This window comes from Pseudomonas sp. UW4 (genome assembly GCF_000316175.1).
In the GTDB taxonomy this organism is placed as follows: Bacteria; Pseudomonadota; Gammaproteobacteria; order Pseudomonadales; family Pseudomonadaceae; genus Aquipseudomonas; species Aquipseudomonas laurylsulfatiphila.
In genome coordinates, this window is record NC_019670.1 from 1,023,275 (window position 1) to 1,049,000 (window position 25,726).

25 protein-coding genes and 1 pseudogene are annotated in these 25,726 nt (G+C 61.7%); 13 read left to right on the forward strand and 13 right to left on the reverse strand.

Annotated features, from left to right (window positions below; all coding sequences use genetic code 11):
* Positions 1–20: 20 nt before the first annotated feature.
* The 5 genes from PPUTUW4_RS04420 (at position 21) to PPUTUW4_RS04440 (ending at position 4,887) form a co-directional block, all read left to right on the forward strand.
* Positions 21–1,361 (forward strand): lysine 2,3-aminomutase, encoded by a 1,341-nt coding sequence (locus PPUTUW4_RS04420; RefSeq protein WP_015093569.1) that lies wholly within the window; start codon positions 21–23, stop codon positions 1,359–1,361.
* 31 nt (positions 1,362–1,392) lie between these two features.
* Complete coding sequence (locus PPUTUW4_RS04425) at positions 1,393–2,265, forward strand: branched-chain amino acid aminotransferase (RefSeq protein ID WP_041474782.1); 873 nt, start codon at positions 1,393–1,395, stop codon at positions 2,263–2,265.
* A 21-nt stretch (positions 2,266–2,286) separates the two neighbouring features.
* The gene (locus PPUTUW4_RS04430) at positions 2,287–3,045 is read left to right on the forward strand and encodes a TauD/TfdA family dioxygenase (RefSeq protein WP_015093571.1); all 759 of its coding nucleotides are present in this window, start codon (positions 2,287–2,289) and stop codon (positions 3,043–3,045) included.
* A 67-nt stretch (positions 3,046–3,112) separates the two neighbouring features.
* Positions 3,113–4,072 carry a diiron oxygenase gene (locus tag PPUTUW4_RS04435; protein ID WP_015093572.1) on the forward strand — a complete coding sequence of 320 codons (960 nt, stop codon included), beginning with the start codon at positions 3,113–3,115 and terminating at the stop codon, positions 4,070–4,072.
* 14 nt (positions 4,073–4,086) lie between these two features.
* A complete protein-coding gene (locus PPUTUW4_RS04440) occupies positions 4,087–4,887 on the forward strand; it encodes an N-acyl homoserine lactonase family protein (protein ID WP_015093573.1) in 801 nt (266 codons plus the stop codon).
* Between the two features lie 113 nt (positions 4,888–5,000).
* On the opposite strand, the gene PPUTUW4_RS04445 is transcribed toward PPUTUW4_RS04440, so the two are convergent.
* From PPUTUW4_RS04445 to PPUTUW4_RS04475, 7 genes are all read right to left on the reverse strand, one after another.
* Positions 5,001–6,431: a PLP-dependent aminotransferase family protein gene (locus PPUTUW4_RS04445; protein WP_015093574.1), complete on the reverse strand. Its 1,431-nt coding sequence runs from the start codon at positions 6,429–6,431 to the stop codon at positions 5,001–5,003.
* 362 nt (positions 6,432–6,793) lie between these two features.
* Positions 6,794–7,498, reverse strand: coding sequence for a hypothetical protein (locus PPUTUW4_RS04450; protein ID WP_007970398.1), 705 nt, complete (start codon positions 7,496–7,498; stop codon positions 6,794–6,796).
* Between the two features lie 300 nt (positions 7,499–7,798).
* Positions 7,799–8,626 carry an ABC transporter permease gene (locus PPUTUW4_RS04455; protein WP_015093575.1) on the reverse strand — a complete coding sequence of 276 codons (828 nt, stop codon included), beginning with the start codon at positions 8,624–8,626 and terminating at the stop codon, positions 7,799–7,801.
* A gap of 7 nt (positions 8,627–8,633) precedes the next feature.
* The gene (locus PPUTUW4_RS04460; RefSeq protein ID WP_015093576.1) at positions 8,634–9,506 is read right to left on the reverse strand and encodes an ABC transporter permease; all 873 of its coding nucleotides are present in this window, start codon (positions 9,504–9,506) and stop codon (positions 8,634–8,636) included.
* A 10-nt stretch (positions 9,507–9,516) separates the two neighbouring features.
* Positions 9,517–10,629 carry an ABC transporter substrate-binding protein gene (locus PPUTUW4_RS04465; protein ID WP_007972055.1) on the reverse strand — a complete coding sequence of 371 codons (1,113 nt, stop codon included), beginning with the start codon at positions 10,627–10,629 and terminating at the stop codon, positions 9,517–9,519.
* A gap of 88 nt (positions 10,630–10,717) precedes the next feature.
* Positions 10,718–11,809, reverse strand: a complete 1,092-nt coding sequence (locus PPUTUW4_RS04470) for an ABC transporter ATP-binding protein (RefSeq protein ID WP_015093577.1) — start codon at positions 11,807–11,809, stop codon at positions 10,718–10,720.
* Between the two features lie 300 nt (positions 11,810–12,109).
* Entirely contained in the window at positions 12,110–13,015 is a 906-nt protein-coding gene (locus tag PPUTUW4_RS04475; protein ID WP_015093578.1) for a LysR substrate-binding domain-containing protein, read from the reverse strand.
* Positions 13,016–13,166: 151 nt separating this feature from the next.
* On the opposite strand from PPUTUW4_RS04475, the gene PPUTUW4_RS04480 reads away from it, so the two are divergent.
* The 4 genes from PPUTUW4_RS04480 to PPUTUW4_RS04495 all read left to right on the forward strand — a co-directional run bounded on the left by PPUTUW4_RS04480 (position 13,167) and on the right by PPUTUW4_RS04495 (position 18,300).
* The gene (locus PPUTUW4_RS04480; RefSeq protein ID WP_015093579.1) at positions 13,167–14,771 is read left to right on the forward strand and encodes a 5-guanidino-2-oxopentanoate decarboxylase; all 1,605 of its coding nucleotides are present in this window, start codon (positions 13,167–13,169) and stop codon (positions 14,769–14,771) included.
* 81 nt (positions 14,772–14,852) lie between these two features.
* Positions 14,853–16,601 carry an amidohydrolase gene (locus PPUTUW4_RS04485; RefSeq protein WP_015093580.1) on the forward strand — a complete coding sequence of 583 codons (1,749 nt, stop codon included), beginning with the start codon at positions 14,853–14,855 and terminating at the stop codon, positions 16,599–16,601.
* The gene (locus PPUTUW4_RS04490) at positions 16,598–17,548 is read left to right on the forward strand and encodes a GTP-binding protein (RefSeq protein WP_015093581.1); all 951 of its coding nucleotides are present in this window, start codon (positions 16,598–16,600) and stop codon (positions 17,546–17,548) included. Before PPUTUW4_RS04485 ends, PPUTUW4_RS04490 begins: the two co-directional genes overlap by 4 nt.
* Entirely contained in the window at positions 17,545–18,300 is a 756-nt protein-coding gene (locus PPUTUW4_RS04495; RefSeq protein WP_015093582.1) for a class II aldolase/adducin family protein, read from the forward strand. Before PPUTUW4_RS04490 ends, PPUTUW4_RS04495 begins: the two co-directional genes overlap by 4 nt.
* Positions 18,301–18,412: 112 nt before the next feature.
* Here the strand turns inward: PPUTUW4_RS04495 and PPUTUW4_RS04500 are convergent, their stop codons facing one another.
* The gene (locus PPUTUW4_RS04500; RefSeq protein WP_015093583.1) at positions 18,413–19,933 is read right to left on the reverse strand and encodes a HAMP domain-containing sensor histidine kinase; all 1,521 of its coding nucleotides are present in this window, start codon (positions 19,931–19,933) and stop codon (positions 18,413–18,415) included.
* Complete coding sequence (locus PPUTUW4_RS04505) at positions 19,930–20,649, reverse strand: response regulator transcription factor (RefSeq protein ID WP_015093584.1); 720 nt, start codon at positions 20,647–20,649, stop codon at positions 19,930–19,932. Before PPUTUW4_RS04505 ends, PPUTUW4_RS04500 begins: the two co-directional genes overlap by 4 nt.
* Positions 20,650–20,692: 43 nt before the next feature.
* On the opposite strand from PPUTUW4_RS04505, the pseudogene PPUTUW4_RS30115 reads away from it, so the two are divergent.
* The 3 genes and pseudogenes from PPUTUW4_RS30115 to msrA form a co-directional block, all read left to right on the forward strand.
* A pseudogene (locus tag PPUTUW4_RS30115) lies at positions 20,693–20,797 on the forward strand (metal ABC transporter ATP-binding protein); the annotation flags it as partial.
* Between the two features lie 151 nt (positions 20,798–20,948).
* Positions 20,949–21,467 carry a peptide-methionine (R)-S-oxide reductase MsrB gene (gene msrB, locus PPUTUW4_RS04510; protein WP_015093585.1) on the forward strand — a complete coding sequence of 173 codons (519 nt, stop codon included), beginning with the start codon at positions 20,949–20,951 and terminating at the stop codon, positions 21,465–21,467.
* A 44-nt stretch (positions 21,468–21,511) separates the two neighbouring features.
* Complete coding sequence (gene msrA / locus PPUTUW4_RS04515) at positions 21,512–22,219, forward strand: peptide-methionine (S)-S-oxide reductase MsrA (RefSeq protein WP_015093586.1); 708 nt, start codon at positions 21,512–21,514, stop codon at positions 22,217–22,219.
* A 34-nt stretch (positions 22,220–22,253) separates the two neighbouring features.
* On the opposite strand, the gene PPUTUW4_RS04520 is transcribed toward msrA, so the two are convergent.
* Positions 22,254–23,159, reverse strand: coding sequence for a LysR family transcriptional regulator (locus PPUTUW4_RS04520; RefSeq protein ID WP_015093587.1), 906 nt, complete (start codon positions 23,157–23,159; stop codon positions 22,254–22,256).
* A 102-nt stretch (positions 23,160–23,261) separates the two neighbouring features.
* Here PPUTUW4_RS04520 and PPUTUW4_RS04525 point away from each other — a divergent pair, with 102 nt between their 5' ends.
* Positions 23,262–24,437, forward strand: coding sequence for an aspartate aminotransferase family protein (locus PPUTUW4_RS04525; RefSeq protein ID WP_015093588.1), 1,176 nt, complete (start codon positions 23,262–23,264; stop codon positions 24,435–24,437).
* A gap of 8 nt (positions 24,438–24,445) precedes the next feature.
* Here the strand turns inward: PPUTUW4_RS04525 and PPUTUW4_RS04530 are convergent, their stop codons facing one another.
* The 3 genes from PPUTUW4_RS04530 to PPUTUW4_RS04540 form a co-directional block, all read right to left on the reverse strand.
* A complete protein-coding gene (locus PPUTUW4_RS04530) occupies positions 24,446–24,700 on the reverse strand; it encodes a Txe/YoeB family addiction module toxin (RefSeq protein WP_015093589.1) in 255 nt (84 codons plus the stop codon).
* On the reverse strand, positions 24,697–24,951 hold the full coding sequence (locus PPUTUW4_RS04535; RefSeq protein ID WP_015093590.1) for a type II toxin-antitoxin system prevent-host-death family antitoxin: 255 nt from the start codon (positions 24,949–24,951) through the stop codon (positions 24,697–24,699). Before PPUTUW4_RS04535 ends, PPUTUW4_RS04530 begins: the two co-directional genes overlap by 4 nt.
* Before the next feature lie 209 nt (positions 24,952–25,160).
* Complete coding sequence (locus PPUTUW4_RS04540; RefSeq protein ID WP_015093591.1) at positions 25,161–25,643, reverse strand: hypothetical protein; 483 nt, start codon at positions 25,641–25,643, stop codon at positions 25,161–25,163.
* Between the last annotated feature and the right edge of the window lie 83 nt (positions 25,644–25,726).

Genomic DNA, 25,726 nt, shown 5'->3' on the forward strand with positions numbered 1-25,726 from the left:
CAACCACCAGGAGCGCGGCCATGCAAGGACTGTCGGAGCACGAACGCTACAAACCCTATAACTCACGCACCATCCGCGACACACCTTACTGGCACAAGCTGACGCCGGCGTTGCAGGAGGCCATGACCGTCGTGGCCCGGGTCATGCCGTTTCGCACCAATGAATACGTGCTGGGTACGCTGATCGACTGGAACAACATTCCGGACGATCCGGTTTTCCGCATGACCTTCCCCCACAAGGACATGTTGCTGCCAGAGGAATACGCCTCGCTCAAACAACTGATCGAGCTGGATGACAGCGCGGCGATCAAGCATCGGATCGAGGCGATCTGGCTGCGCATGAACCCGCATCCGGCCGGACAGTTGACCCACAACGGCGTCACGCTCAACGGCAAAGTCCTACCGGGCATCCAGCACAAGTACCGCGAGACCGTGCTGTTTTTCCCCGGTGCCGGTCAGACCTGTCACGCGTACTGCACCTTCTGTTTCCGCTGGGCGCAGTTCATCGGCGAGGAAGAACTCAAATTCAACGCCCGAGAGTCCCAGGAGCTGGTCAGTTACCTGCGGGTGCATACCGAAGTCACGGACGTGCTGATTACCGGCGGCGACCCGATGATCATGAACACCCGCTCGCTGGCCGGTTACATCGAGCCGCTGCTGCAATTGCCACACCTCAAGAGCATCCGCATCGGCACCAAATCGGTGGCGTACTGGCCGCAGCGTTTTGTCAGCGACAAGGATGCGCCCGAGTTGCTGGAGCTGTTCCGGCGCATCGTCGCGGCGGGTAAAAACCTGTCGATCATGGGCCACTACAACCACCCGGTGGAGATCCGCCAGGCCATTGCCCGCCAGGCCATCGAGCGCATCCGCTCGACGGGCGCGACACTGCGCATGCAGGCGCCGGTGATCCGCCACATCAACGAAAACCCCGCCGATTGGGCCGCGCTGTGGACCGAAGGCGTGCGGCTAGGGGCCGTGCCGTATTACATGTTCGTCGAGCGTGACACCGGCCCCAGCCACTACTTCGCGATGCCGCTGGCACGGGCCTTTGAGATCTTCCAGGCGGCGTACCGCACGGTGTCTGGGCTTGCGCGAACGGTGCGCGGGCCGTCCATGAGCACCTTCTACGGCAAGGTGTTGATCAACGGCATCGAGACCGTCGCCGGGGAAAAAGTCTTCGTCTTGCAGTTCCTCCAGGCACGCAATCCGCAATGGGTGTTGCGCACGTTCTACGCGCGCTTCGATCCGCAAGTGACCTGGTTCGACGACTTGCAACCGGCCTTCGGCGAGCGTTCGTTCTTCTTTCAGACCGAGCTCTCTGCCGTGCCGGAATTGATACCGGTGTTGCTGGAAACGGCGTAGGAACATTCATGAACAATGGGGAGATATGGATATGAGCAGTATCCCGTTTGATCAGCGCGAGGGTGTCATCTGGCTCGACGGCGAGTTCGTCGAGTGGTCCCGGGCGCAGTTGCATGTGCTGACCCACGGCCTGCATTACGCGAGCACCGTGTATGAAGGCGAGCGGGTCTACAACGGCAGGATCTTCAAGCTGCGCGAGCACAGCGAGCGGCTGTACCGCTCGGCGCACCTGATGGACTTTGCCATCCCCTATGAGCTGGCCGAACTGGAGGCGGCGAGCCATGAACTGCTGCAACGCAACAAGGTGGTCGACGGTTATTTGCGCCCGGTGGCCTGGCGCGGCAGTGAAATGATCTCCACCTCGGCACGCTTCAACCGTGTTCACCTGGCCATCGCCTGCTGGCAGTGGCCGAGCTATTTCGACCCGGCGGCGCGCATGGCCGGCATCCGCTTGAAAACCGCGAGCTGGCGCCGCCCGCCACCTTGCAGCAGCCCGTTCGAGGCCAAGGCTTCCGGGCACTACCAGATCGCCACGCTGAGCAAGCACGACGCCGAGAACACGGGGTACCACGATGCGTTGATGCTCGACTGGCGCGGCCATGTCGCCGAAGCCACCAGCGCCAATGTGTTTTTCGTCAAGGGCCGGACGCTGCACACCCCGCTGCCGGATTGTTTTCTCAACGGCATCACCCGGCAAACCGTGATCGAACTGGCCAGGGCGTTGGATTATCAGGTGGTCGAGCGAACGATTCTGCCTACGGAACTCGGCGACTTCGATGAATGTTTTCTCACGGGCACCGCCGCCGAAATCACCCCGGTGCAGAGCATCGATGAGTGCCGCTATCGACCGGGCGGCGCCTGCCGCGACTTCATTGCCGCTTACACCTCAACCGTAAACGCCTGATCACCTGCCAGGAAACTCACCATGTCAGATCAAGGGATTGTTGCGTCTCAACCTTACATTTCGCTCGGCCATCGTCATGAAGAGCTGTCGACGTTGGGCTGGACTGTGCTGACCCCGGAAGAATTTGCCGATGATGTCGTAGGCACCTTGCATGAGTTCGGTCCGATCATTCCGCAGTTCAACGGCCAGATGGCCTTTCCCATCACTCGCAAACCAGGTTACGAAGACTTGCCCTATTCCCAGAGCATGAACGGTATTGGCCCGCACACTGAGGCGCCGGTGTACGGACCGCCGCCCCGTTACCTGGCATTGCATTGCCATAAACAGGCGACGTGTGGCGGCGGGCACACCGGGCTGGTGGACGGCTATGAATTTCTCCGCACCCTCGAACGCAGCGAGCCGCAACTGCGCGCATGGCTCGATGACACGCCGGTCGAATTTGTCGCCACCGCCAAACCGGGGGAACCGGGCCAACGGCGGGTCAAGGAGTACATCCTCACGCCTACGGAGGACGGGGATATTTTCCGCTTCAGCTACAACCAGTTTCACTACGGCGATGTAAACCCGTCCAGGGAAGCTCTACAACAATCCCTGGTCGCCAACAGCACTTCGCCGCTGGCCAGGTTTGCCGCGCTCGGCGAGGCGTACTTCGTCGAGCACAACATTCCGGTGCTGATTCCCGACGGATGCCTGCTGATCTGGGACAACTGGCGGATGATTCACGCCCGCAGTCGTTACACTGATCCGGCGCGCAACCTGACCCGCTATTGGCTGGCCTGATTTTTCCGGCGCCTTTCATTCTTTTGGCGTACCCCTTGGCGGGTACGCGTCTTACAGGTATCGCGTCATGCAAACAGCAATCGAGATCGCCCAGATCGATCATCAACTGATCGTGCGGCTCAACCAGGCCTGGACCAAGCGCGCCTCCGTTTGTGCGCCGGACAGGGCCCGGATCACTGAAGAATTCGACCCGCTGCGCCCGGATTACCCGGAGTGCATGGTGCCGTTTTTCCATCACCCGACATTCCAGGCCTTGAGTGACGAACTCAAGAGCAGCGTGGTGACCTGGGGCTGGATCGGCTACAACCTGCGCACCGTCACCGCCGAAGAACACATTGTCAATCCGGCCCTCAGCGTCATTGCCAATCAGTATCTGGGCAAGGACGACTGGCATTTTCGCGAGGCCATGCAACAGACCCTGATCGACGAGCACTACCACACGCTGATGCACCTGCGCGCCATCGAACGGACCAGGCTGGAGCGGGCGCTGGATCAGAATCTGGATCTGCCGCCGTCCGTCACTTACCTGCGCTTGAAAGCCTTGCAGGCAGAGCTGACCGAGCAATGGCAGCGAGATCTGGCGGCGATCACTTTTGCGGTGGTGGCCGAGATCAGCGTCAACGCCTATCTGGATTTGCTGGCGGATGACCAGACCATCCAGCCGCAGAACCGCCGGGTGGCCGAACTGCACAACCGCGACGAATACGCTCACAGCAAGGTGCTGGCTGAAGTGGCGAAGGTCATGTACGCCAACATGCAGCCGACCCAGCGGGAATTTTTCGCACGCAACCTGTCTGTGGCGCTGAGTGCCTTTATCGCTCAGGACTACTCGATGTGGGAGGCGATTCTGACGCAGCTCGGGGTCGAGGAGGCGGCAATGATCATTGCCGACACCCGCGAAAGCAACAAGAACGCGACCATCATGCGCGACTACAGCGGCCTGCATAAACTGGCACAGGACCTGGGCATCGGCGAGCAGATCGATTTCGACTTCCGTCCGACCCTCAAAACCACGGCGGCCGCCTGAGCCCGGAGGTATCTATGTCCACGCCTGTGTACGAAGTGTTCGCCATCCGTGTCGGCGCAAACGCCCAGCGCACCGCCAGGGAGAATTTTCTCTACGACGCCTGTTGCGGTGATCCGAATGCGCCGATGCCGCTGGATTACTACTTCTGGGTCATCCGCAACGAGCAGCAGGTGATAGTGGTCGACACCTGTTTCCAACCGGCCACGGCGGACCGGCGCAATCGCCAGATGTACCGCCTGCCGGAAGAATCCCTGCGGCAGCTGGACATCGATCCGGCCCGGGTCGAGCACCTGATCCTGACCCATTTGCACTGGGACCATGCCGGCAACCTCGGGCTGTTCCCGAAGGCGACCGTGCATTTGCAGGAAGCGGAACTGCGTTTCTGCACCGGGCCGAAAATGGCCCATCGCACGGTGAACAAAACCTACGAGGTCGAGGACGTGATGTCGGCGCTGCCGCCGCTGTTCGAAGGGCGGATGCGATTGCACAGCGGCACGGTCGAGGTGTTGCCAGGTGTGACCCTGCACCCCGTGGGCGGACACACGCCGGGCAGCCAGGTGGTGCGCGTGAACACTGAGCGCGGCTGGATTGTGCTGGCCTCGGATGCCGCGCACCTGTGGGTGAACATTCGTGAGCGCAGTCCGTTCCCGATCCTCGATGACCTGGCGCAAACCCTCGAAGCCTTCACCGAGATCGACCGCCTGGCCGATGGTGAAGACCACGTCATCCCCGGTCACGACCCGCTGATCGCCGAGCGCTTCGCGCACTGGAATGACGACCCGCATATCGTTTGTCTGCACCAGAATCCAATCTGAAGATCACGCCCCAACCTGTGGGAGCGAGCCTGCTCGCGAAGGCGTCAGTACATTCAAAGTCGATGTGACTGATACACCGCTTTCGCGAGCAGGCTCGCTCCCACAGGGACGTGTTAGCCCTGATTTTTCAGAATGCGACCCAAGGCCTGCAGTGCCTCATCAATCCGTGGCGAATACGGCGCGCCGCAGCCAATGCGCACAAAGTGATCGAAACGCTCGGTGTTGGAAAAGATATCCCCAGGGGAAATCTGGATGCTGACCTTCAGCGCTTCGTGAAAAAACGCCATGGATGAATGCCGGCGAGGCAACTCCACCCATAACAGCGTGCCGCCTTGCGGGTGGGTCACGCTGGTGCCGATGGGAAAATAGCGGGCGATCGCCGTGCTCATCTGCGCGCGTTGTACGGTCAGGGTTTTCCTCAACCGTCGCAGGTAACGCTCATAAGACGGTGTGCGCATGAATTCGCTGACCGCCAGTTGCGATAACAGCTCGCACCCCCGCGACTGCGTGTGCTTGAGCATCTCCACACGGTCGTGCCATTTCCCGGCGCTGATCCAGCCCAGGCGCATGCCCGGTGCCAGGGTTTTGTTCAGCGAGGCGCAATAGATCACGTTGTCGGTGCGGTCCCAATGTTTGAGTGTGGACAGCGGCTGCTCGGTGTCCACCAGGTCGCCGTAGGTGTCGTCCTCGATCAGCACGGTGTCGTGCTCGGCGCACAGTTTCACCAGCCGTGCCTTGTTGGCGTCGGGCATGATGCTGCCCAGCGGGTTTTGCAGGTTGGGAATGACGATCAACGCCGTGACCCGTTCAGGGCCTTGCAGCAGCAGCTCCAGGGCCGCCAGATTGAGCCCGGTGTGGGCCGAGGCCGGGACTTCCAGTACTCGCAGGCTCAGGCTTTCGAGAATTTGCAGCAGACCGTAGAAGGTCGGCGACTCCACGGCCACGGTGTCGCCGGGGCGGGTGACCGCACGCAAGGCCAGGTTGATTGCTTCGGTGGCGCCGTTGGTGATCACGATCCGTTCGGGGGCCAGGTGGGTCTTGCTGGTCAGCGCCCGCCGCGCCAGGAGGTGGCGCAATGCGCTGTTGCCGCAGGTCGAGCTCGCGGCGCCGAGCAGGCGGGTGTCGTAGCGCAGCGACTTGATCATGTTGTCTTGCAAGGTCTTCAGCGGATAAAGCTCCGGCGCGCAGTAGGCGCTGGCGAAATTGACCTTGATCGTTGCGCGCTGACTGGCCTTGAGCACCGTTGAGACCTGTTGATGAATGCCGACATAGGCGGTGGTATCCAGCGCTGGCGCCGAGGCAACCGGGGCGGGTCTGGGCAAGGTATCGGGCAGGCGAATGTAGTTGCCGGAACGCGGTCGGGCTTCCAGCACGCCGCAGTCTTCGAGTTCCCGGCACACCTGCACCGCGGTCGACAGGCTGACGGCGTGTTTTTCCATCATCAAGCGGATCGAGGGCAAGCGTTCACCGGTTTTCAAGGTGCCGCTGCGGATAGCGTCCAGATAGTGATTGGCCAGTTGGCGATACAAAGGGGTCGTGTTCATGATGACCTCAGCAGTTGCACCACCGAGGTCTGGGCTGGAAAGTGAGTTGACGCTCCCCGCAGGCGGACCCGTGGTGCTCATGGGTGAAGGGAAGTGTTGTTCTGCGTCGATACTGGAAGAGTAATCGCGGTTTTGCCCGAATCACGGGCAATAAAAAGCCCTGCGCTAGGGCAGGGCTCTTATTTGAGTCAGTGAGTGACCTGTGGCGAGGGGGCTTGCCCCCGTTGGGTGGCGCAGCCACCCCAATCAAGCTATTTGAGTCTTTCAGGAAAACCGCATTCACCGAGTTTACGACGGCTTCGCCGCCGAACGGGGGCAAGCCCCCTCGCCACAGGCAAGCTCGCTAGCCACAACATCAGGTATTACTGCGCAGCGATGCTATAACCGTCGAACGCGGTCTGCTGTTGCAGGGCGGTGATGATGTTCTTGCGGTTGACCGCTTGCTCGGCGCCGCTGTTGTCCAGGAACGTCTCGCTTTCCAGTTCTGCCTCATCGCCTTCGCCAACGAAGGTGAAACCGAGGAATTCCAGGGCTTCACGGTCGACGTTCAGGCGCGAGCGTGGGGTGCGCAGCGGCAGGGTGACGCTGATGCCGTCCTTGCTGATGGTGAACACTTCGACTTCTTTCTTGGCCTTGGCGGCCTTGCTCTTGCCGCCGCTCGGGTTGCTGATGGCCTGGTGCGTCTGGTTCAGCACCTTCAGGGCCAGGCCGTAGACGATTTCCTGGAACGCCGGGTCGTCCTTGAAGCTGGAGAGGATGCGGCTTATCGGGAACTTGCTGCTCAGGTCTTCCAGCGCGGCGATGTCGGCGGCTTCGGCGTCCTTGAGTTGCTTGAGCTGGCCCATCAGTTCATAGGCCTTGTCGTCGTCGAAGCTGTCGTGGGCCTGCCGAATGGCGGCGCGCAGTTCGCGGATCTGATCACTTTCGCGGGTGGACTGGAAAGCGTCCAGCACCATCTCGCTGATGGTTTTCGCCTGGGGTACGTGTTGTGAAAGATTGATGGAGTTTTCGTATTCCGCTTTGGACGACAAGGTGACTACGGATTCAGCGGTGTTGGAATCGGACATTGAAATTTCACTACTTCTTTGAACTTGAATAGGGGCGAGAAAGCCCGGGGGCTTTTTCAGGCCGCCTAATCTATTGGACCGACGCCGCGTTGTCACGGATCAACAGGCGGCTGGTCATGATTTCGCTTTCTGTAGGAGCGAGCCTGCTCGCGATGGACGTTAACGATAACGCGTTCATTCTGGATGAGCGCGGTGCCCTTGAGACCATCGCGAGCAGGCTCGCTCCTACAGGAATGGCGGCGGTTGAACGAAAAAAGCCCCGCGCTTGTATGGCAAGCGCAGGGCTTTTTTTTGAAATGCTTACGGATGCAGGAGTTTCTGCGCCCGTTTATCCGCCAGATGCTGAACCACCAGCCGTCCGATCAGCACCAGCAAGGTCAGCGAGATCAGCAACACCGAAATCGCCGCGACGCTCGGGTCGACGTTATCGCGCAAGCCGCTCCAGATGCGCTTGGGCAGGGTGTCGACGTTGACGCTGGTGATGAACAGCGTCACCGCCACTTCTTCCCAGGACAGGGCGAAACCCAGCAGCGCGGTGGAGGCCAGACCCAGTTTCAGGTTCGGCAGGATCACCATGAACGTGGTCTGCATCAGGCTGGCGCCAAGGTTGCGCGAGGCCAGTTCGATGCGCCGGTCGATCTGGCTGAGGGCCACCAGCATGGTCACCACGCCGTACGGCACCACCATGATCACGTGGGCAATCACCACGCCGGTCAGGGTGTCGTAGCCCATGCCCGGCGCGAAGCGACCGAGCTTGGTCTCCATGAAGTACAGCACCAGTGCGGAAATCACCGGCGGGATCGCCATCGGCAACAGCACCAGGCCGATCAGGGCCGTGGCCCATTTGGAGCGCATGTACCAGATGCCGAGGCTGAAACTGGCGGCCAGCAGGGTGGCGATGACGCTGGTGGCGAAGGCGATGGTCAGGCTTTGGCTGATGGCGTGGAACCAGTCCGGGTTGCTCACCAGCGCTTCGTAGTGGCGCAGCGACCAGTTGCCTTCGGGCATCGACAGGAAGCGCTTGCTGGTGAACGACACCGGAATGACCGTCAGCAGCGGGAACAGCATGAAGGCCATGGCGACCACGGCCAACAGCCGCGTACTCAGGCTTGTGCGATGGGTATTCATAGTGATCTCAGCCTACCAGTCGGTTGACGCGGGTCATTTTCAACAGCACCCAGATCAGCGCGCTGACCAGGGCCAGCAACACCACGCTCAGTGCCGCGCCCAGGCCCCAGTTGCTGGTCTGGAACATTTGCAGGAACACATACTCGGCGATCATCACCGTTTGCCCGCCACCCAACAGCACCGGGGTGATGAAGAAGCCCAGGCAGAACACGAAGACCATGATGAACGCGCCCAGAATGCCCGGCAGGGTCTGCGGCAGCAGCACTTGCCAGAAGGTGCGCAAGGCACCGGCCCCCAGGCCGCGCGAGGCCATGAGCACACGCTGGTCGAGTTGACGCATGGTCGACAGCAGCGGGAACACCGCATACGGAATCATCACGTGGAGCATGCCGATGACCACGCCTATCTCATTGCGGCTCAGTTGCAGCGGCTGGTCGATCAACCCCATGCCCATCAGCCCGTTGTTGAGCACGCCGTTGCTGCGCAGGGCGATCAACCAGCCGAAGGCCCGCACCAGCACGGAAATCCAGAACGGAATGAAGATGCAGATCTCCACCACGCGCTGCCAGAACGGCGGGCTGAACACCCAGCAGTAGGCCAGCAGGTAACCGATGATCAAGGCCAGGCCACTGACGGTCAGGCACAGGCGCAACGTGCGCCAGAGCATTTCGTGGATCGCCGGGTCCGTGGCGATGCGCTGGTACTGCTCGATGCCCGGCGTCGGCAGCGAGAAGCTCCAGCCGACCACGCCGAGGAACGGCAGCACGTAGAAGACCAGCAGCAACACCGGCAGTGGAAACAGCAGCAGGCCGCGCTCCAGGCCCGGTGAGCTGAAGCGGGGCTTGGGGGCGGTCAGGGTCGAGGTCAGGGTGGTGGTCATGGTCACAGGCTCACTTGGACAGCCGCGTCAGGTACTCTTCCAGAGCTTTGGAGTAGTTGTCGGCGTACCACTGGGCGTTGAGAGCGATCTGCTTCTTCAGGTTTTCTTCGGAGGCGCAGTTGGCTTCCAGTTGCTTGGCCGACATCAGCTTTTCCGTGGCGCTGTTGGACGGCCCGTTGCCCAGCAGTTCGAACAGCTTGAGCTGGCCTTCGGGTTGCAAGGCTTGCTGGATGAACTGCATGGTCGGTTGAGTGCCGCCGGGGTTGCCGTTCAATACCGCCCAACTGCTGGAGTTGATGAAGCCGTTGTCGAAGCTCCAGCGCACGCGGTTGTCGGTGTCTTCGCTGAGCAGCTTGGCGCGGGTGTGCCAGATCGCACCCACCGACACCTCGCCGTCGACCATCAGTTGCTGGCTCTCGGCACCCGAACTCCAGAACGACAAGACGTGCGGCTTGATCTCGTCGATCTTCTTCAGGGCCCGTGGCACGTCCAGCGGGTACAACTGATCAGCTGGAACGCCGTCGGCCAGCAACGCCGCTTCGAGCATGCCGTTCATCCACTTGTACAGCGTGCGCTTGCCGGGGAATTTCTTCACATCCCAGAAATCGGCCCAGGTCTTGGGCCCGTTTTCACCGAATTTTTCGCTGTCCCAGGCCATCACGTAGCTGAACTGGTAGCTGGCGATGCCGTAATCGGAGGAGAGCGCCGGGGCCACCTGATCGCGCTTGATGGTGTTGTAGTCCAGTGGCTGCAGGATCTTTTCCCGGCCCAGCACGATGGCGCTGTAGCTCTCGACGTCGACCACGTCCCAGCTCGGTTGGCCGCTGGCCAGCTGCGAGCGGATGGCCCCTTCGGTCGGGCCGGCACCGTCGATACGCACCTGGATGCCGGTGTTTTTGGTGAAGGTGTCGGTCCATGCCGAACGGAATGCGTTCAGGGCGTCGCCGCCCCAGTTGACCACCACCAGCGGCTTGTCCGCCGACCAGCTGATGCCGCTGCGCAGCGCCAGGGGCACCGCTGCCAGCAGGCCCATGGCCTGGATAAAGGTGCGGCGGTTGATCTGACCGTCGCGGGCCTTGTCGATAAGCACTTCGATGCAGTCTTGTTGGTGATCCTGGCGCATGGGCAAGTCCTCAGTCAGCGGGTGCCTGCGTGGGCACCGGCCTTGTTGTTGTCATTGGAAGAGAGCTTTGTGACGCAGTTTTTTGGGTTCAGGCCTGAAGCAGGAAGCTTTGCTGCACCGGCCAGCTCAACCACACCGGCGCGCCGCCGGGCATCGACGCGCCCGGGTGATTGCCGGGTACGGACAGGTTGATCGGCAGCGTGTCGCCGCCGACCTTGAGCGCCAGATGGGTGCTGGAGCCTTGATAAACCTTGTCGGTGAGTTGCGCGGGCATCACGTTGTAGCCCTCCCTGGTCGGGCACTCGCTGTGCAGCTCCATGTGCTCTGGGCGCACGGCCAGCACGATCGCTGCCGCACTCAGTGCGTTCGGCGCCTGGGCATGCAATACGCTGGTGCCGCAGCGGCCGCTGGCGATCTGGCCGTTGCGGGTCAGGTTGTCCAGCGGGAACAGGTTCATCTTGCCCAGGAACTCGGCGACGAAACGGCTCTCGGGGCGGTTGTAGATGTTTTCCGGGGTGTCGACCTGGGTCAGCTTGCCGTGGTTGAAAATCGCGATGCGCGAGGACAGCGCCAATGCTTCGTTCTGGTCGTGGGTGACGAACACGAAACTGGTACCGACCTGACGGTGGATGCGTTGCAGCTCGGTTTGCAGTTGTTCGCGCAGGTTCTTGTCCAGCGCCGACAGTGGCTCGTCGAGCAGCAGCAGTTCCGGTTCGAACACCAGCGCCCGGGCAATCGCCACGCGCTGCTGCTGGCCGCCGGACATCTCGGCGGGTTTCTTGTGCATGTGTGCACCGAGGCCGACCACTTCAAGGATGTGCTTGACCCGGCGATTGCGTTCTTCAACGGGGACTTTGCGGATGCGCAGCGGGTAGGCCACGTTGTCGGCCACGCTCATGTGCGGGAACAGCGCATAACCCTGGAACACCATGCCGTAGTTCCGCTTCTCGGCGGAGCGCCGGATGATGTCGACGCCTTGCTCCATCAACTTGCCCGAGGTCGGGCTGAGGAAACCGGCCAGTATCATCAGCAAGGTGGTTTTGCCCGAGCCGGACGGACCCAGCAGGGTAAGAAATTCACCTTGGCGAACGTCGAGATCGACGTTATCCAGCGCCGCGAAACGGCCGTAATACTGGCTGATACCTTGAGCGCTGAGCTGGATCGCTGAACGGCTGGACACAATGAGGTTCCTCTTTTTATTGCCCATAAGACGTACGAGGACGGATGCGAATCCGAAATGGGCTTTGGGCTTATTATTGTTAAAAATATCGCTACATCAATGGAATTATTTTGCTCGTATTGGTTAGTTTTATTGAACAAATAAGCTGCGTGTTTCGCCTCGGCCAGATGCCCCGAAATAGAGCTTCTACCCTGTGGGAGCGAGCTTGCTCGCGATAGCGATTTATCAGGCGACATCAATGGTGACTGTGGTGGCCTCATCGCGAGCAAGCTCGCTCCCACAGGGGAATGTGATGTGCTTTTACAGGGTGTCCTGCCAGGTCTGACGGGACGATTGCAGCTGGGTCTTGATCCAGTTGCCGAAGGCCTGGACCACGGCGCGGTCGGCCTTTTGCGGGTCTGCCGCCAGGTAGTAGCCACGGTGCAAATCGATGGTGATGTCGAACGGCCGCACCAGCAAACCCTTGGATAACGCGTCACCGCTGATCAGGTTGTCACCGATGGCGATGCCCTGGCCGGCAATGCACGCGGACTGGGCGCAGTGCGCATCGGAGAACAGGATGCCGCTCGTCGCATTGACCCCGGAAGCCCCCGCGGCGGTCAGCCACACGCGCCAGTCCGAGTAGTCGGTCATGTGCAGCAAGGGGTAGCTGCTCAGTTCCTGCGGGCTTTTCAGGCCGCCCAAGGCATTGATCAGGCGCGGGCTGCACACCGGAAAGAAACGCAATGCCACGATCTCCTCGACGATCATTTCCGGCCAGTCGCCAATCCCGTAGGCGATGCACAGGTCAGCAGCCGGGTTATTTACGTCATCCGGCGTGCGCGGCGAAATCAGCTGGAGTTGCACTTGCGGGTACTGGCGCAGAAACGCACCAATGTGGTGGCACAACCAATAGGTGGCGAACCCCGGCGCGCAACTGACGCACAGCCGCCCAGAGATTTCCTGGTCGTCGACCAACTGCCCGGCGTCGAGCAGGTTCAACAGAATCCCGTGCACTTCCCGCGCATAGCGTTCGCCCTGATACGTCAGGCCGATGCCTCGGCCAATGCGCTCGGTCAGGGCGAAACCGACGCACTCCTCCAGCTTGCTGATCTGGTGGCTGATGGCGCTGCGGGTCAGGTTCAGTTCACGGGCCGCGACCGACACGCTACCCAGACGGGCAACCGCATCCAGCGCACGAAGGGCTGTCATCGAAGGAAAACGCATAAATCATCCCGTTATGGTTTTGAGCGGTAGATATGGTGACGTAAATCGAACAGTCAGGCCAAAAAAAATCGATTGTTGTATCGGTTGATTCAACAATACTAGCCCCATTCGTCGTTGGGCCGAGCTGGCCCCCTTATCCAAGAGGTGCTGCATGACCCGTTGTGCCGAGGCGCTCGTTCAGTTGCTGGAAGGCTATGGTGTTGAAACCGTCTTCGGTATTCCCGGCGTGCACACCGTCGAGTTGTATCGTGGCCTGCACGGCAGTCGCCTGAAGCACATCAGCCCGCGCCACGAGCAGGGCGCCGGGTTCATGGCGGACGGTTATGCCCGTGCCAGCGGCAAGCCCGGGGTGTGCTTCATCATCACCGGACCGGGCATGACCAACATCATCACCGCCATGGGCCAGGCCTATGCCGACTCGGTGCCGATGCTGGTGATTTCCACCTGCAACCGTCGCGAACACCTGCGCCTGGGCCATGGCCACCTGCATGAAATGCCGGATCAGCGCGCGCTGGTCGCCGGGGTCTGTGCCTTCAGCCATACGCTGCAACACCCGTCGCAATTGCCGGAAGTGCTGGCACGGGCCTTTGCCTTGTTCGGCTGTACGCGGCCGCGGCCAGTGCACATCGAGATTCCGCTGGATGTGCTGGAGATGTCTGCCGACGGGCTGGACTTGCGTGCGCGTTCATTGCCTGCCGCGCCGGCCCCTGCGCCGCAAGCCATTGATGACGCCGTGGCCCTGATCAACAACGCCAAGCGTCCCTTGATTCTCGCCGGTGGTGGCGCGCGCCGGGCCAGTGAAGCCCTGACCGCACTCGCCGAACGCCTGCAGGCCCCCGTGGCACTGACCACCAACGCCCGCGGTTTGCTGGCCCCCGAACATCCTTTGTTGCTCGACGGTGTCCAGTCCTCGGCCCATGGTCGCGAACTGTTTGCCGAGGCCGACCTGGTGCTGGCCATCGGCACCGAGCTGGGGGAAACCGACTACGACTTTTTCGGTCTTGGCCCTGTGCAGTTCAAGGCACCGCTGATTCGCCTGGACATCGACCCCATGCAAATACTCGGCGTACAAGCGGCCACGGTCGGCTTGCTGGGAGATGCCGGGCAAGGCTTGCTTTTGTTGCTCGATCGCCTGCCGCAACGCCAGGCCGATCCAGCTTGGGCGGCTGAGCGAGTGAGCAAGGTCAACGCCCTCGAACACGCCGGCTGGAGCGCCAGACAATCACGTATGCAAACGCTGCTCGATACCCTGCGCGATCACTTGCCGCAGCCACTGATCGTCGGCGATTCGACCCAACCAGTGTACCAGGGCGCCCTCGGCTACCGGGCGCCAACCCCCAATAGCTGGTTCAACGCCGGCAGCGGCTACGGCACCCTCGGCTACGGTTTGCCCGCCGCCATCGGCGCCAAGCTGGCCCAACCCCTGCGACCGGTGGTGGCGTTGGTCGGCGACGGTGGCTTGCAGTTTTCCAGCGCCGAACTGATCGCCGCCAAAGAGGCCGGCGTCGGCGTGATCCTGCTGCTGTGGAACAACAGCAGCTACGCCGAAATCCGCGACTACATGAACGCCAAGGCGGTGCCGTTGCTGGGGGTGGACATCCTCACGCCGGACTTCGCTGCGCTGGCGCAAAGCTGCCACGTCAGCCATCACCGGGCACGTGATTTGGACGGCTTGCGCGAGCTGCTGGGGCAACTCGGCAGTAGCGATGAGCCGGTGATGATCGAGGTCGACGCCGCCATGTTTCTGGCTGACTAAAACAACAACAATTTTTTCAGGTCGCCGAAACGTAGATCGTCCGGCAGACCTTTCAATCTCCTGAACTCAAAGGTGGCTTACATGGCTGAGTCCGATAACTTTTCCTCTACCCATTCCGTGCAGGGGACCTACGCCGACCTGATCCTCGCCAACGGGCGTATCTACACCCAGGACCCGGCCAACCCGTGGGCCGAGGCCGTGGCCATCCGCGACGGCAAGTTGATCGCAGTCGCCAGCCTCGGCCAGATCGAGATGTTCAAGGGCCCGAACACCCGCGTGCACGACCTGCAAGGCGCATTCTGCATGCCGGGCCTGCACGACATGCACACGCACCCCGACCTCGCGTTGGCGCCGCGCTACGCCGATGACCTCGACGTCGGCATCGAAGACCCGACCCCGGAGCAGCTGCGCGAAAGCATCCTCGCCTATGCCGACAGCCATCCCGGCGACGGCTGGATCTACGGCCAGTACTGGGTGCGCTACACCTTCCGCGAGGCGGGCCTGACCCCGGGCCGCGAGTGGCTCGACAGCGTCATGCCGGACCGCCCGGTGGCACTGCTCGACCGCATGTGGGGCACCATGATGGTCAACTCCAAGGCCCTGGAACTGGCCGGCATCGACCGCCACACGTCCGACCCGCGCAACGGTTATTTCGAGCGTGACGAGCTGAGCGGCGAACCCACCGGCCTGATGATCGACGGTGCCTACGCGATGATCCACGCCGCCATGCCACCGACACCGGTCAGCGTGTTGCGTCGCGCCTACCGCGATGGCGTGCACTTCCAGAGTTCGCGCGGCGTCACGGCGAGCAAATACGTGCACGTCTGCGAACAGCGTTTGCAAGCCCTCAAGGAACTCGACGACAGCGGCGAACTGACGGTGCGCATCGAAGCGGCGATCAGTTGGCAGGACGACATCTTCCCGGTGCGTCGTCGCTGGGAGCTGCTGGCCGGCGAACGTCACTACTACCGCAGCGCGCGCCTGAGCGCCAACGCGGTGAAGTTCCACTTCGACGGCACCGTGGAGCCGAAGTCTTCGTACCTGCTGACCCCGTGGCCGCAGGAGTCGAGCTGGCGCGGCAAGCTCAACCTGACTCCGGAACACATCACCGACATGGTGGTGGACATGGACCGCAAGGGCATCCGCGTGATCGCCCACTGCACCGGTGACGGCGCGTCCGACGTGTTCCTCGATGCCGTGGCCGAGGCCCGTCGTCGCAACGGTTTCAGCGGTGTGCGTCACCAGTGCGCTCACAGCACCTTGCTGCACCCCGGCAACCTGCCGCGCTTCAAGGAGCTGAATGTCATCGCCGAGTTTTCCCCGGCCGCCTGGTACCCGACGCCGTTCGCCAGCGGTGCGCGTTCCGGTTACGGCCAGGAACGCCTCAAGCGCATCTACGATTTCAAAGGTGTGCTCGCCGCCGGCGGCACTGCGGTGATGGGCACCGACTGGCCGGTGGCGTCCATCGATCCGTGGCTGGCGCTGGAAACCATGATCACCCGGCAGAACCCGTGGAACGACGACCCGGCTTGCTTCGGCGACCCGATCAGCCTCGAGCAGGCGCTGACTGTGATCACCAGCAACGGCGCAGTGGCCATGGGCCTGGAACACAGCACCGGCAGCCTGCAAGTGGGCAAATCGGCGGACCTGATCGTCATCGACCGCGACCTGTTCGCTGCACCGGCACGCAACTACATCCACAAGACCCAGGTGCTGCTGACCTTCGTTGAAGGGCAACTGGTCTACGACCGCCACTCAACGCTGGAAGCCGTCGGCCTCAAAGCCGTCTGGCAGGGCGAGCCACCGGTGCTGGAGGGCAAGGCAGAATGACTTCCCCACGTATCGCCGTGACCGTGGTGTCGGGGTTTCTCGGCGCCGGTAAAACCACACTACTCAACCGTATGGTGCGCCGTGCCGAAGGCAGTCGGCTGGCGGTGATCGTCAACGATTTCGGCGAGCTGAACATCGATGCGGCCATCGTTTCCGAAGTCACCGACGCGGTGTACAGCCTGCAGAACGGCTGCATCTGCTGCACGGTGCAGGAAGACCTGCTGGCGCAACTCGCCAGCCTGGCGCAGCTTGAACCAAGGTTGGAGCGCATCGTCATCGAGTGCAGCGGTGTGTCCGATCCGCAGCGCATTGTGCAGACCCTGGCTTATCCACAGCTGCGCAGCCAGATGCAACTGGATATGGTGATTACAGTGGTCGACGCCACCCGCCATCTGCAACTCGACGGTGAATACGCGCGCCTGGCTCGGGTGCAGGTGGCCGCTGCCGACTTGCTGCTGCTGAACAAGACCGATCTGGTCGATGAGGCGCAGTTGCAGGCGTTGCGCGATGCGCTGGGCGCCAGGACGCGTGTGCATGAAAGTGTGCAAGCCGAGTTGCCCGATGCGTTGTGGCTGGATACCGATCTGGACCTTGAGCCTCGGGCACAGAAACCGCTGACCCGGGTGGCCGATGGTGATCACGGCGAGATGTTCAGCAGCTGGTTGTGGCAGAGCAACGCGGCCCTCGACGTCGAGTGCTTGCGTGGCTGGTTGAGGGCGCTGCCCAGCGATGTATTCCGGGTCAAAGGCCTGGTGCTGCTGACGCCGGGCAGCACGGCGCACTGGCTGCAACATGTCGGCACCCGCAGTCAGTTTCTGCCGGCGCTGGATGACGCTCATACCAACGCCACACGCCTGGTGTTCATCGCTCGCCGGGGTTTCGATGGCTGGGATGCCCTGGGGCAAGGGCTGGAAGATTGCACTGTGAAAGAGGTTGCCGGGGTATGACATCGACAGAGCAACGTCTGCGTGAGGAGTTGGCGGCCTGCTACCGCCTGATTGCGCACTTTCGCATGACCGATCTGATCTTCACCCACATTTCGGTGCGCATTCCGGGGCCGGAGCATCACTTTCTGATCAACCCCTACGGGCTGATGTTCGACGAAATCACCGCATCCAACCTGGTGAAGATCGACCTCGATGGCCACGCTGTGGAGCCTTCGCCATACCCGGTCAACCCGGCCGGTTTCGTGATCCACAGCGCCATTCATGGTGCCCGTGAAGATGCGCAATGCGTGCTGCACACCCACACCCGATCCGGGTGCGCGGTGGCGGCGTTGAAGTGCGGGTTATTGCCGGTGAACCAGATTTCCATGGAGTTTTACGGTCGCGTTGCCTATCACGACTACGAAGGGGTGGCGCTGGACTTGAGTGAGCAACAACGGCTGGTGGCAGACATGGGTGACAAGCCGGTGATGATGCTGCGTAACCATGGCTTGCTGACGGTGGGCGAGACGGTGGGGCAGGCGTTCATGCGCATGTATTACCTGGAAAAGGCCTGTGAAATCCAATTGGCGGCGCAAGCTGCCGGTGAAGTTGTTCTGCCGTCGCACGAGGTCTGCGCGCACACCGAGCGGCAGTTCAATGATCCGGGGCGGCCGTTGGATGAGGGCGAGTTCGATGACCCGGATGCCATGCAACTGGCCTGGGCGGCCTTGTTGCGAATGCTGGATCGAGTGGCGCCGGGTTATCGCGACTGATCCAGATCCTGTGTTGTTTGAGCCGGCCTCTTCGCGAGCAAGCCCGCTCCCACAGGGGAATGCATTCCAAATGTGGGAGCGAGCCTGCTCGCGAAGCAGGCGCCGCGGTCTTTCAGGCCTGCCGCGGCGTATTCAGGTTCATCGACCGCACCGCCAACGCCAACGCTGTCTCTTCATCGATCGGCAACGAAAACCGAAAGGTCGCCCCCCGTCCCGGTACATCGATCAGCTGAATATCGCGCCCGTGCAATTGCAGGATGCGATGCACGATCCGCAGCCCCAACCCCCCATCGCGCCGTGCGCCGCCGATGTTGAACGGACGCAGGAACAAACCTTCGCGCAATTGCGGGGCAATGCCCGGGCCGGTGTCGCTGACCGTGACTTCGATGAATGCCCCTTGCGGGCGCAGGCCCAGTTCGACGTCTCCACCTGGCGGTGTATGGCGCAGGGCATTGTCGAACAGGTTGGTCAGCACCCGTTCGATCAACCCGAGATCCGCGCAGGCCGCCGAGGTGTTTGGCGCGAACGCGGCCTTGAGTTCGACCTGGCGCGCTTCGGCGGTGAGTTCGAATTTCTGGAAGATGTCCTGGGCCAGGTCGGTCAGGGAAAAACGCTCCAGCACCGGCTGCACGAAGCCGTGTTCCAGCCGCACCAGTTCCAGCAACGACTGCGCCAGACCACCGACCTTGCGGCTCTGGTCCAGTGCGATGCCGAGGTAGCGACGGCGGTCGGCAGGGGACAGCGTGGCGTCCTTGAGCGACAGGGTTTCCAGATAGCCGTGCAGCGAGGCCAGCGGCGTGCGCAAGTCGTGGGAGATGTTCGCCACCAGTTCGCGGCGCTCCTGGTCCTGGCGGGTCAACGAACGCCATTGCTCGCCCAGGCGGGCCTGCATCTGCCGGAACGTGGCATCGAGCACGGCGATTTCATCGTGGCTGGCGGCTTTTTCCATCGCGACGGGCAGGGCCGGTGTGACCGGTACGCCATCGATGTCGAACTGGCTGACGGTTTCGGTCAAGCGGCGCAACGGCCGGGTGATCAGGGCAAACGCGGTGAGGCCGGCAATCAGGCACAGCAATGCCACCAGGCCGATGGACAGCAGCGCTGTGTTGAGCGCCGCGCTGGTTGCACCGCGTTCGGCCAGGCGGTCGTGATCCTCACCGAGCAGCACCACGTAGAGATAGCCCACCGGCTTGCCATCCACCTTCAGCGGTGCTGCGCTGAACACCTTGCGCGCATCGACACTGCGCGGGTCGTCGCCGGGAATCGGCAGCGGATCGCCCCGCAGCAGGCGCTGGATCGGCGCGAGGTCGACCCGCTCCCGACGGATCCGGCCCTCGGGCGCGGCACTGCCGACAATCTTGCCCTCGGTGTCGAGCAGGTACACCTCGACACTGGGGTTGACCTGCATCAGCTTGCTGAACAAATCACGCACGGCATTGGGCATCAGGCCCTGGGTGTCCATCAGCACCGTGTCGCTGGCGATGTGCTGCGCCAGGTCCCGGGACAAGCCTTGCACCACTTCCTGTTCATGCATCTGGTTGGAGCGAACCTGCATCCACGCCGACGTGCCGCAGCACACCAGCAGCAGCACGGCGAACACCAGGGACAGGCGTTGCGTCAGGGTCAGCCTCATGGCTGCGGCTCCTCCCCGGTGGCGAATTTGTAGCCGCGGCCCCAGACAGTGAGGATGCGTACAGGTTGCGCCGGATCGGCCTCGATCTTGGCGCGCAGGCGGTTGATGTGGGTGTTGACCGTGTGCTCGTAGCCTTCGTGGCTATAGCCCCACACGGCGTTGAGCAGGTCCATGCGCGAAAACACCTTGCCGGGCTGGCGGGCGAAGAAGTACAGCAAGTCGAATTCCCGGGGCGTGAGGTCCAGGCGTCGTCCGTCGAGGGCCACCTCGCGGGTGATCGGGTCGATTGCCAGGCCGTCGGTGAGCAGGCTGCCGGCGTCCATCTTCAGGTTGCGCGCCATGGCATCGACCCGGCGCAGCAGCGCCTTGACCCGGGCCACCAGTTCGAGCATGGAAAAGGGCTTGGCCAGATAGTCGTCGGCGCCCAGCTCCAGGCCGAGAATCCGGTGCACTTCGCTGGAGCGCGCGCTGGTGATGATGATCGGCGTGTAGCGCGCCATGGCCCGGGCGCGGCGGCAGATTTCCAGGCCGTCGACACCGGGCAGCATCAGGTCGAGGACCAGTGCGTCCCAGTTGCCTTGCTGCAGCAGGCGCATGCCTTCATCGCCATCGGCGCAGTGCACCACCTCGAACTGCTCATCGCGAAGATGCAGGCAGATCAGGTCGGCGATGTGCTGGTCGTCCTCGACCACGAGGACGCGTTTGGTTTGTTCCATCCAGATCAATCCTTCGGTGCAATGAGCGCATGCCATTCGGCTTATGTTCAAAAAACCTGTGGGAGCGGGCTTGCTCGCGAAAGCGTCAGGTCAGCCAGTATCACCATCGACTGACACTCCGCCTTCGCGAGCAAGCCCGCTCCCACAGGAATAGCAGTGTTCAAGGTTGGCGTTATGCATTGTGCGGGTTTTTCAGCGCCCGAGTTATCACGAATTGTTTAACTTCCCGTGAGGATTTGGCGATCACCCAAAGCCTAGGCTGTGTTCCATGAAACACCCCTGGATTTTTGGAGACGAGCATGTTTTCACGACGGCAATTTCTTCTGGCGAGCAGCGGGCTGGGCGTTGCAGCTCTGGCGATCGGCCTGTTGCCGAAGTTTTCCACAGGCTCGGCCTTGATCAGTGAGGCCAGCGCAGCGGAAACATTCGAAGTGACCCACAGCGACAGCGAATGGCACGCGATTCTCAGTGACGAGCAGTACGAGATCCTGCGCGAGGAGGGCACCGAACGGGCCTACAGCAGTCCGCTGAACAACGAGCACCGCGACGGCACCTTCGTCTGTGCCGGTTGCGACCTGCCGCTGTTTTCCTCGGCCACCAAGTTCGACAGCCGTACCGGTTGGCCGAGTTTCTGGGCACCGCTGGACAAGGCCGTGGCAACCCGTCAGGACCGTGCGTTCGGCATGGTCCGCGAAGAGGTGCACTGCCGGCGCTGTGGCGGGCATCTGGGCCATGTCTTCGATGACGGCCCGAAACCCACCGGCCTGCGCTACTGCATGAACGGCCTGGCGATGAAGTTCGAGCCCCGAACAGTCTGATTTTTGACTGCCCTGTCCCCTTGGATCATTCAGGAGTTCCTTACATGAAAAACCTGCTCACCTGGCGCCGTACGCTGTTGGCACTGGCCACCGTTGGCGTTATCGGATCATGCTCGGCGTTCTCTCTCAGTGGTGCTGAAGAAGCCGTCGTTATTCCGCCGCCGGCCCTCGATGAAACCACCCAGGCTCAAAGCGCAACGGCGGTGTTCGCCGGCGGTTGTTTCTGGGGCGTGCAAGGGGTGTTTCAGCACGTCAAAGGTGTGAAAAATGCGGTTTCCGGTTACGCCGGTGGCGCAGCCAACACGGCGCAATACGAGCGTGTCAGCAACGGCAATACCGGCCATGCGGAGTCTGTCGAAGTGACTTTCGATCCAAGCCAGGTCAGCTACGGCACCTTGCTGCAAATCTACTTCTCAGTGGCGCACAACCCGACAGAACTCAATCGCCAGGGACCGGACACCGGCACCCAGTATCGTTCGGCGATCTTTACCAAAAGTGCCGAGCAGCAGCGGGTCGCACAGGCCTACATCGCCCAGCTCGACGCCGCCCATGCCTTCGACAAGCCGATCGTCACCAAACTTGAAACTTTCAACGGTTTCTACCCGGCGGAGGAGGAACATCAGGATTTCCTGACCGAGCATCCGACCTATCCGTACATCGTGATCAATGATTTGCCGAAGGTTGCGCAGTTGAAGCAGCTGTACCCGAATCGTTATCAGGAACAGCCGGTGCTGGTGAAGGCGGGGAGGTAAATGGCGATCAGCGACTGCATGCCTGTTCGACCGACTAGTGCTTGCCCCACATCTGTACGGCGAATTCGACGAAGCGTCGCAGTTTCGGCAAACGGTGGCGATCCTGGGCATAGACCAGGTGCATCGGCCGGCTGGGCGGGCAGTAATCGGGCATCAAGGCCAACAGCTTTCCGTCCTTGAGGTCCTGCTCGACCAGGGCGTCGGGCATCATCACGATGCCCATGCCGGTCCGCGCCGCCTGATGCAAACCGGCCGAACTGTTGATCAGCATCGGCCCGCTGACCCCCACGCTGACTTCGCCCTCGGGACCTGCCAGGCGCCATTCCTTTTGCACCGATTGCCAGTCATCCCCGGCCGGATAGGCAAAGGACAGGCAGTCGTGGTGTCGCAGGTCTTCAGGCGTTTGCGGTGTGCCGCGACGGGTCAGATAGTCCGGTGATGCGCACATGGTCAGGGTGTAGTCGATCAGCGGGCGGGCGATCAGGTTGGAGGGCTCCAGCGCGCCGAGGCGAAAGGCCACGTCCAGGCCGTTTTCCAGCAGATCCGGGCGCCGGTTGGTCAGTACCACGTCGAGTTTCACCCGCGGGTTTTGCCGGCTGAACTCACTCAGTGCCGGTGCCAGGCGTTCGGTGCCGAAGGTCAGGGGAGCGGTGATGCGCAACGTCCCGCTCGGTTCGTCGAGGGCCTGCTCGGCCAGACGCTCGGAATCGGCCACCAGCCCCAGCACTTCCAGGCAACGCTGGTAATACGCGACGCCGAACTCGGTCAGCCGCTGACGCCGCGTCGTGCGGTTGAGCAGGCGCACACCCAGCCGCTGCTCCAGGGCCTTGAGGTGGTTGCCGACCATGGTCGTGGACATATCGCACTGCAAAGCGGCGGCGGTCATGCTGCCGGTCTCCACCACTTTCACGTAGACGCTCATTGCCTGGAACAGATCCATTATCAAGCCCAGCTTTTAAATGATTGAAGTTTTACAGCGTTTATCCAGCTCAGGTGGCTAACCATACTGCAAAAACACCGACCCTTGCTGGAGCTTGACGTCATGACCGCCGCCTGCCTGATGAGCACTTACCAACCCCTGGCCTTGAGTTTTGACAAGGGGCTGGGCACTCGCCTGTGGGATCAGACCGGTCGCGAATACCTGGATGCAGTCGCCGGTGTGGCGGTGACCAACGTCGGCCACTCCCACCCGAAAATCGTCGCAGCCATCGTTGAACAGGCCGGGTTACTGCTGCACACCTCGAACCTCTACAGCATCGACTGGCAACAACGGCTGGCGCAGAAATTGACACGGCTGGCGGGCATGGACCGGGCTTTTTTCAACAACTCCGGGGCCGAAGCCAACGAAACCGCACTGAAAATCGCCCGGCTGCATGGCTGGCACAAAGGTATCGAACAGCCGCTGGTGGTGGTCATGGAGAACGCGTTCCATGGCCGCACCCTGGGCACCTTGTCGGCCAGCGACGGCCCGGCGGTGCGCCTGGGGTTCAATCAGCTGCCGGGGGATTTCGTCAAAGTGCCGTTTGGCGACCTCGATGCGCTGGACAAGGTGCAACAGGCTTACGGATCGCGGATCGTGGCGGTACTGATGGAGCCGATCCAGGGCGAAAGCGGCGTGCAACTGGCGCCACCGGGGTATCTCAAGGCCGTGCGCGAACTGTGCAACCGGCGCTCGTGGCTGTTGATACTCGATGAAATCCAGACCGGCATCGGCCGCACCGGCCAGTGGTTCGCCTTCCAGCACGAAGGCATCGTTCCGGACGTCATGACCCTGGCCAAAGGCCTGGGCAACGGCGTGCCCATCGGCGCTTGCCTGGCCCGTGGCAAAGCGGCCGACCTGTTCACACCGGGCAGCCACGGCAGCACCTTCGGCGGTAATCCGTTGGCCTGCCGGGTCGGTTGCACCGTGCTGGATATCGTTGAAGAACAAGGGCTGCTGGAAAACGCCCGGCTTCAGGGCGCGCGGCTGCTCGACAGATTGCGCACCGAGTTGGCGGGCAACCCGAACGTGATGGCGATCCGTGGTCAGGGGCTGATGATCGGCATCGAACTCAAGCAACCGATCCGCGACCTGAGCCTGATCGCTGCGCGGGATCATGGCTTGCTGATCAACGTCACGCGGGGCAAAACCATTCGCCTGTTACCGCCGTTGACTCTGGATGAGCGGGAGGTGGAGATGATTGTCAGGGGGGTGAGTGGTGTGGTGAAGGAGGGCTGAAGTTCTGCTCAGTAATGGTATCTGCACATCACGACGCGTATTTCGCCGTCTTCAACGGCGTAGACCAGACGATGTTCAGCCGTAATCCGGCGTGACCAGAATCCGCTCAAGTTATGCTTGAGCGGTTCGGGTTTCCCCAGACCGTCGAAGGGCTCACGCTGGATAGCCTTGATCAACAGGTTGATACGTTTGAGCCCAGCCTTATCGTTCTGCTGGAACCAGAGATAATCGTCCCAGGCTTCCGGAGTGAACTCGATATTCATTCTTCAATCAGTTGCCTGGTTTTGGTTTCGCCGGCTCGCAGGTTACCGATTGATTTGATCAGGCGTTCAGCGTTGGCGGGGGAGCGCAGCAGATAGGCTGTCTCTTCGAGAGCGTTGTATTCGGCCAATGACATCATCACTACCGGCTCGCCTTTCTGACGGGTTACCAGTAGCGGGGCGCGATCTTCATTCACCCGGTCCATGGTTTGCGCCAGGTGTGCCCGAGCGTTGGTGTAGTTGATGGTTTCCATGTGATTGTCCTCGCTTGATGCAGAGAACGTACAGAAATGAGTACATGTTAGCAAGGCGATACCTACGAGTGGTTGTTACGTGGAAAGTGCAGCCACGTCTGTATCGAGTATCAGCCGAATGTTCCTCAAGACGTTTCCGTGACAGATGTAATTCCATTCTGAGTTACATGCCATCCATTAGGTTTGTGTGCGACCACAGTTGCGCAAACCTACAGGTGATGAATCAGCGCTGCGATTTTCTTCCGATCCGCCAATCGGATTTTCTCGCCGCAAAACCCAGCGAAAAGGCGCTGGTGCGCAGCGAATCCACTTGAATCATCACGTTTGTGATAGCTGCCCGCCCACTCCAGCATTGCCACCAACCGTTCGTCATCCTGCGTTTCCCGTTGGTGAATGTTGGCGACGCATTCCTTGTCATCGACACATAGCCAGATCAAGGCCGTGGCGCGGTGAAGGATTTCGCTGGCGATCCAGCCGTAAACCCCTTCGATCACCCAGCGCTGCTCGTCGGCTGCGATCCGCGCCATGGTCAATGCTTCGGCGCGGGGGCGGGGGATGCTGTGTTCGTCGGACAGCCAGTGAATCCGGTCGAGATCGGTCCAGGGCTCACGCAATTGCTCGGCCAGCCGCTGCGCCAGCCAGCTCTTGCCGGAGCCGGAGTTGCCGATGATCAGGGTGCGGGTGAGGTTCATGCCGAGTTGCCTCTACCTATGTGCCTGACGAGGATCACTGTGGGAGCGAGCTTGCTCGCGATGACGGACTCAAAGCCAACATC

What these genes read in the sequence shown, in the direction of transcription:
- PPUTUW4_RS04490 (WP_015093581.1), top strand. Translation starts at nt 16,598, where the DNA reads ATGACTTCCCCACGTATCGCCGTGACCGTGGTGTCGGGGTTTCTCGGC.
- PPUTUW4_RS04425 (WP_041474782.1), top strand. Translation starts at nt 1,393, where the DNA reads ATGAGCAGTATCCCGTTTGATCAGCGCGAGGGTGTCATCTGGCTCGAC.
- PPUTUW4_RS04530 (WP_015093589.1), bottom strand. Translation starts at nt 24,700, where the DNA reads ATGAATATCGAGTTCACTCCGGAAGCCTGGGACGATTATCTCTGGTTC.
- PPUTUW4_RS04505 (WP_015093584.1), bottom strand. Translation starts at nt 20,649, where the DNA reads ATGGAACAAACCAAACGCGTCCTCGTGGTCGAGGACGACCAGCACATC.
- PPUTUW4_RS04485 (WP_015093580.1), top strand. Translation starts at nt 14,853, where the DNA reads ATGGCTGAGTCCGATAACTTTTCCTCTACCCATTCCGTGCAGGGGACC.
- PPUTUW4_RS04520 (WP_015093587.1), bottom strand. Translation starts at nt 23,159, where the DNA reads ATGGATCTGTTCCAGGCAATGAGCGTCTACGTGAAAGTGGTGGAGACC.
- PPUTUW4_RS04495 (WP_015093582.1), top strand. Translation starts at nt 17,545, where the DNA reads ATGACATCGACAGAGCAACGTCTGCGTGAGGAGTTGGCGGCCTGCTAC.
- PPUTUW4_RS04475 (WP_015093578.1), bottom strand. Translation starts at nt 13,015, where the DNA reads ATGCGTTTTCCTTCGATGACAGCCCTTCGTGCGCTGGATGCGGTTGCC.
- PPUTUW4_RS04440 (WP_015093573.1), top strand. Translation starts at nt 4,087, where the DNA reads ATGTCCACGCCTGTGTACGAAGTGTTCGCCATCCGTGTCGGCGCAAAC.
- PPUTUW4_RS04465 (WP_007972055.1), bottom strand. Translation starts at nt 10,629, where the DNA reads ATGCGCCAGGATCACCAACAAGACTGCATCGAAGTGCTTATCGACAAG.
- PPUTUW4_RS04455 (WP_015093575.1), bottom strand. Translation starts at nt 8,626, where the DNA reads ATGAATACCCATCGCACAAGCCTGAGTACGCGGCTGTTGGCCGTGGTC.
- PPUTUW4_RS04540 (WP_015093591.1), bottom strand. Translation starts at nt 25,643, where the DNA reads ATGAACCTCACCCGCACCCTGATCATCGGCAACTCCGGCTCCGGCAAG.
- PPUTUW4_RS04450 (WP_007970398.1), bottom strand. Translation starts at nt 7,498, where the DNA reads ATGTCCGATTCCAACACCGCTGAATCCGTAGTCACCTTGTCGTCCAAA.
- PPUTUW4_RS04535 (WP_015093590.1), bottom strand. Translation starts at nt 24,951, where the DNA reads ATGGAAACCATCAACTACACCAACGCTCGGGCACACCTGGCGCAAACC.
- msrB (WP_015093585.1), top strand. Translation starts at nt 20,949, where the DNA reads ATGTTTTCACGACGGCAATTTCTTCTGGCGAGCAGCGGGCTGGGCGTT.
- PPUTUW4_RS04445 (WP_015093574.1), bottom strand. Translation starts at nt 6,431, where the DNA reads ATGAACACGACCCCTTTGTATCGCCAACTGGCCAATCACTATCTGGAC.
- PPUTUW4_RS04525 (WP_015093588.1), top strand. Translation starts at nt 23,262, where the DNA reads ATGACCGCCGCCTGCCTGATGAGCACTTACCAACCCCTGGCCTTGAGT.
- PPUTUW4_RS04435 (WP_015093572.1), top strand. Translation starts at nt 3,113, where the DNA reads ATGCAAACAGCAATCGAGATCGCCCAGATCGATCATCAACTGATCGTG.
- PPUTUW4_RS04420 (WP_015093569.1), top strand. Translation starts at nt 21, where the DNA reads ATGCAAGGACTGTCGGAGCACGAACGCTACAAACCCTATAACTCACGC.
- PPUTUW4_RS04500 (WP_015093583.1), bottom strand. Translation starts at nt 19,933, where the DNA reads ATGAGGCTGACCCTGACGCAACGCCTGTCCCTGGTGTTCGCCGTGCTG.
- PPUTUW4_RS04460 (WP_015093576.1), bottom strand. Translation starts at nt 9,506, where the DNA reads ATGACCACCACCCTGACCTCGACCCTGACCGCCCCCAAGCCCCGCTTC.
- PPUTUW4_RS04430 (WP_015093571.1), top strand. Translation starts at nt 2,287, where the DNA reads ATGTCAGATCAAGGGATTGTTGCGTCTCAACCTTACATTTCGCTCGGC.
- msrA (WP_015093586.1), top strand. Translation starts at nt 21,512, where the DNA reads ATGAAAAACCTGCTCACCTGGCGCCGTACGCTGTTGGCACTGGCCACC.
- PPUTUW4_RS04480 (WP_015093579.1), top strand. Translation starts at nt 13,167, where the DNA reads ATGACCCGTTGTGCCGAGGCGCTCGTTCAGTTGCTGGAAGGCTATGGT.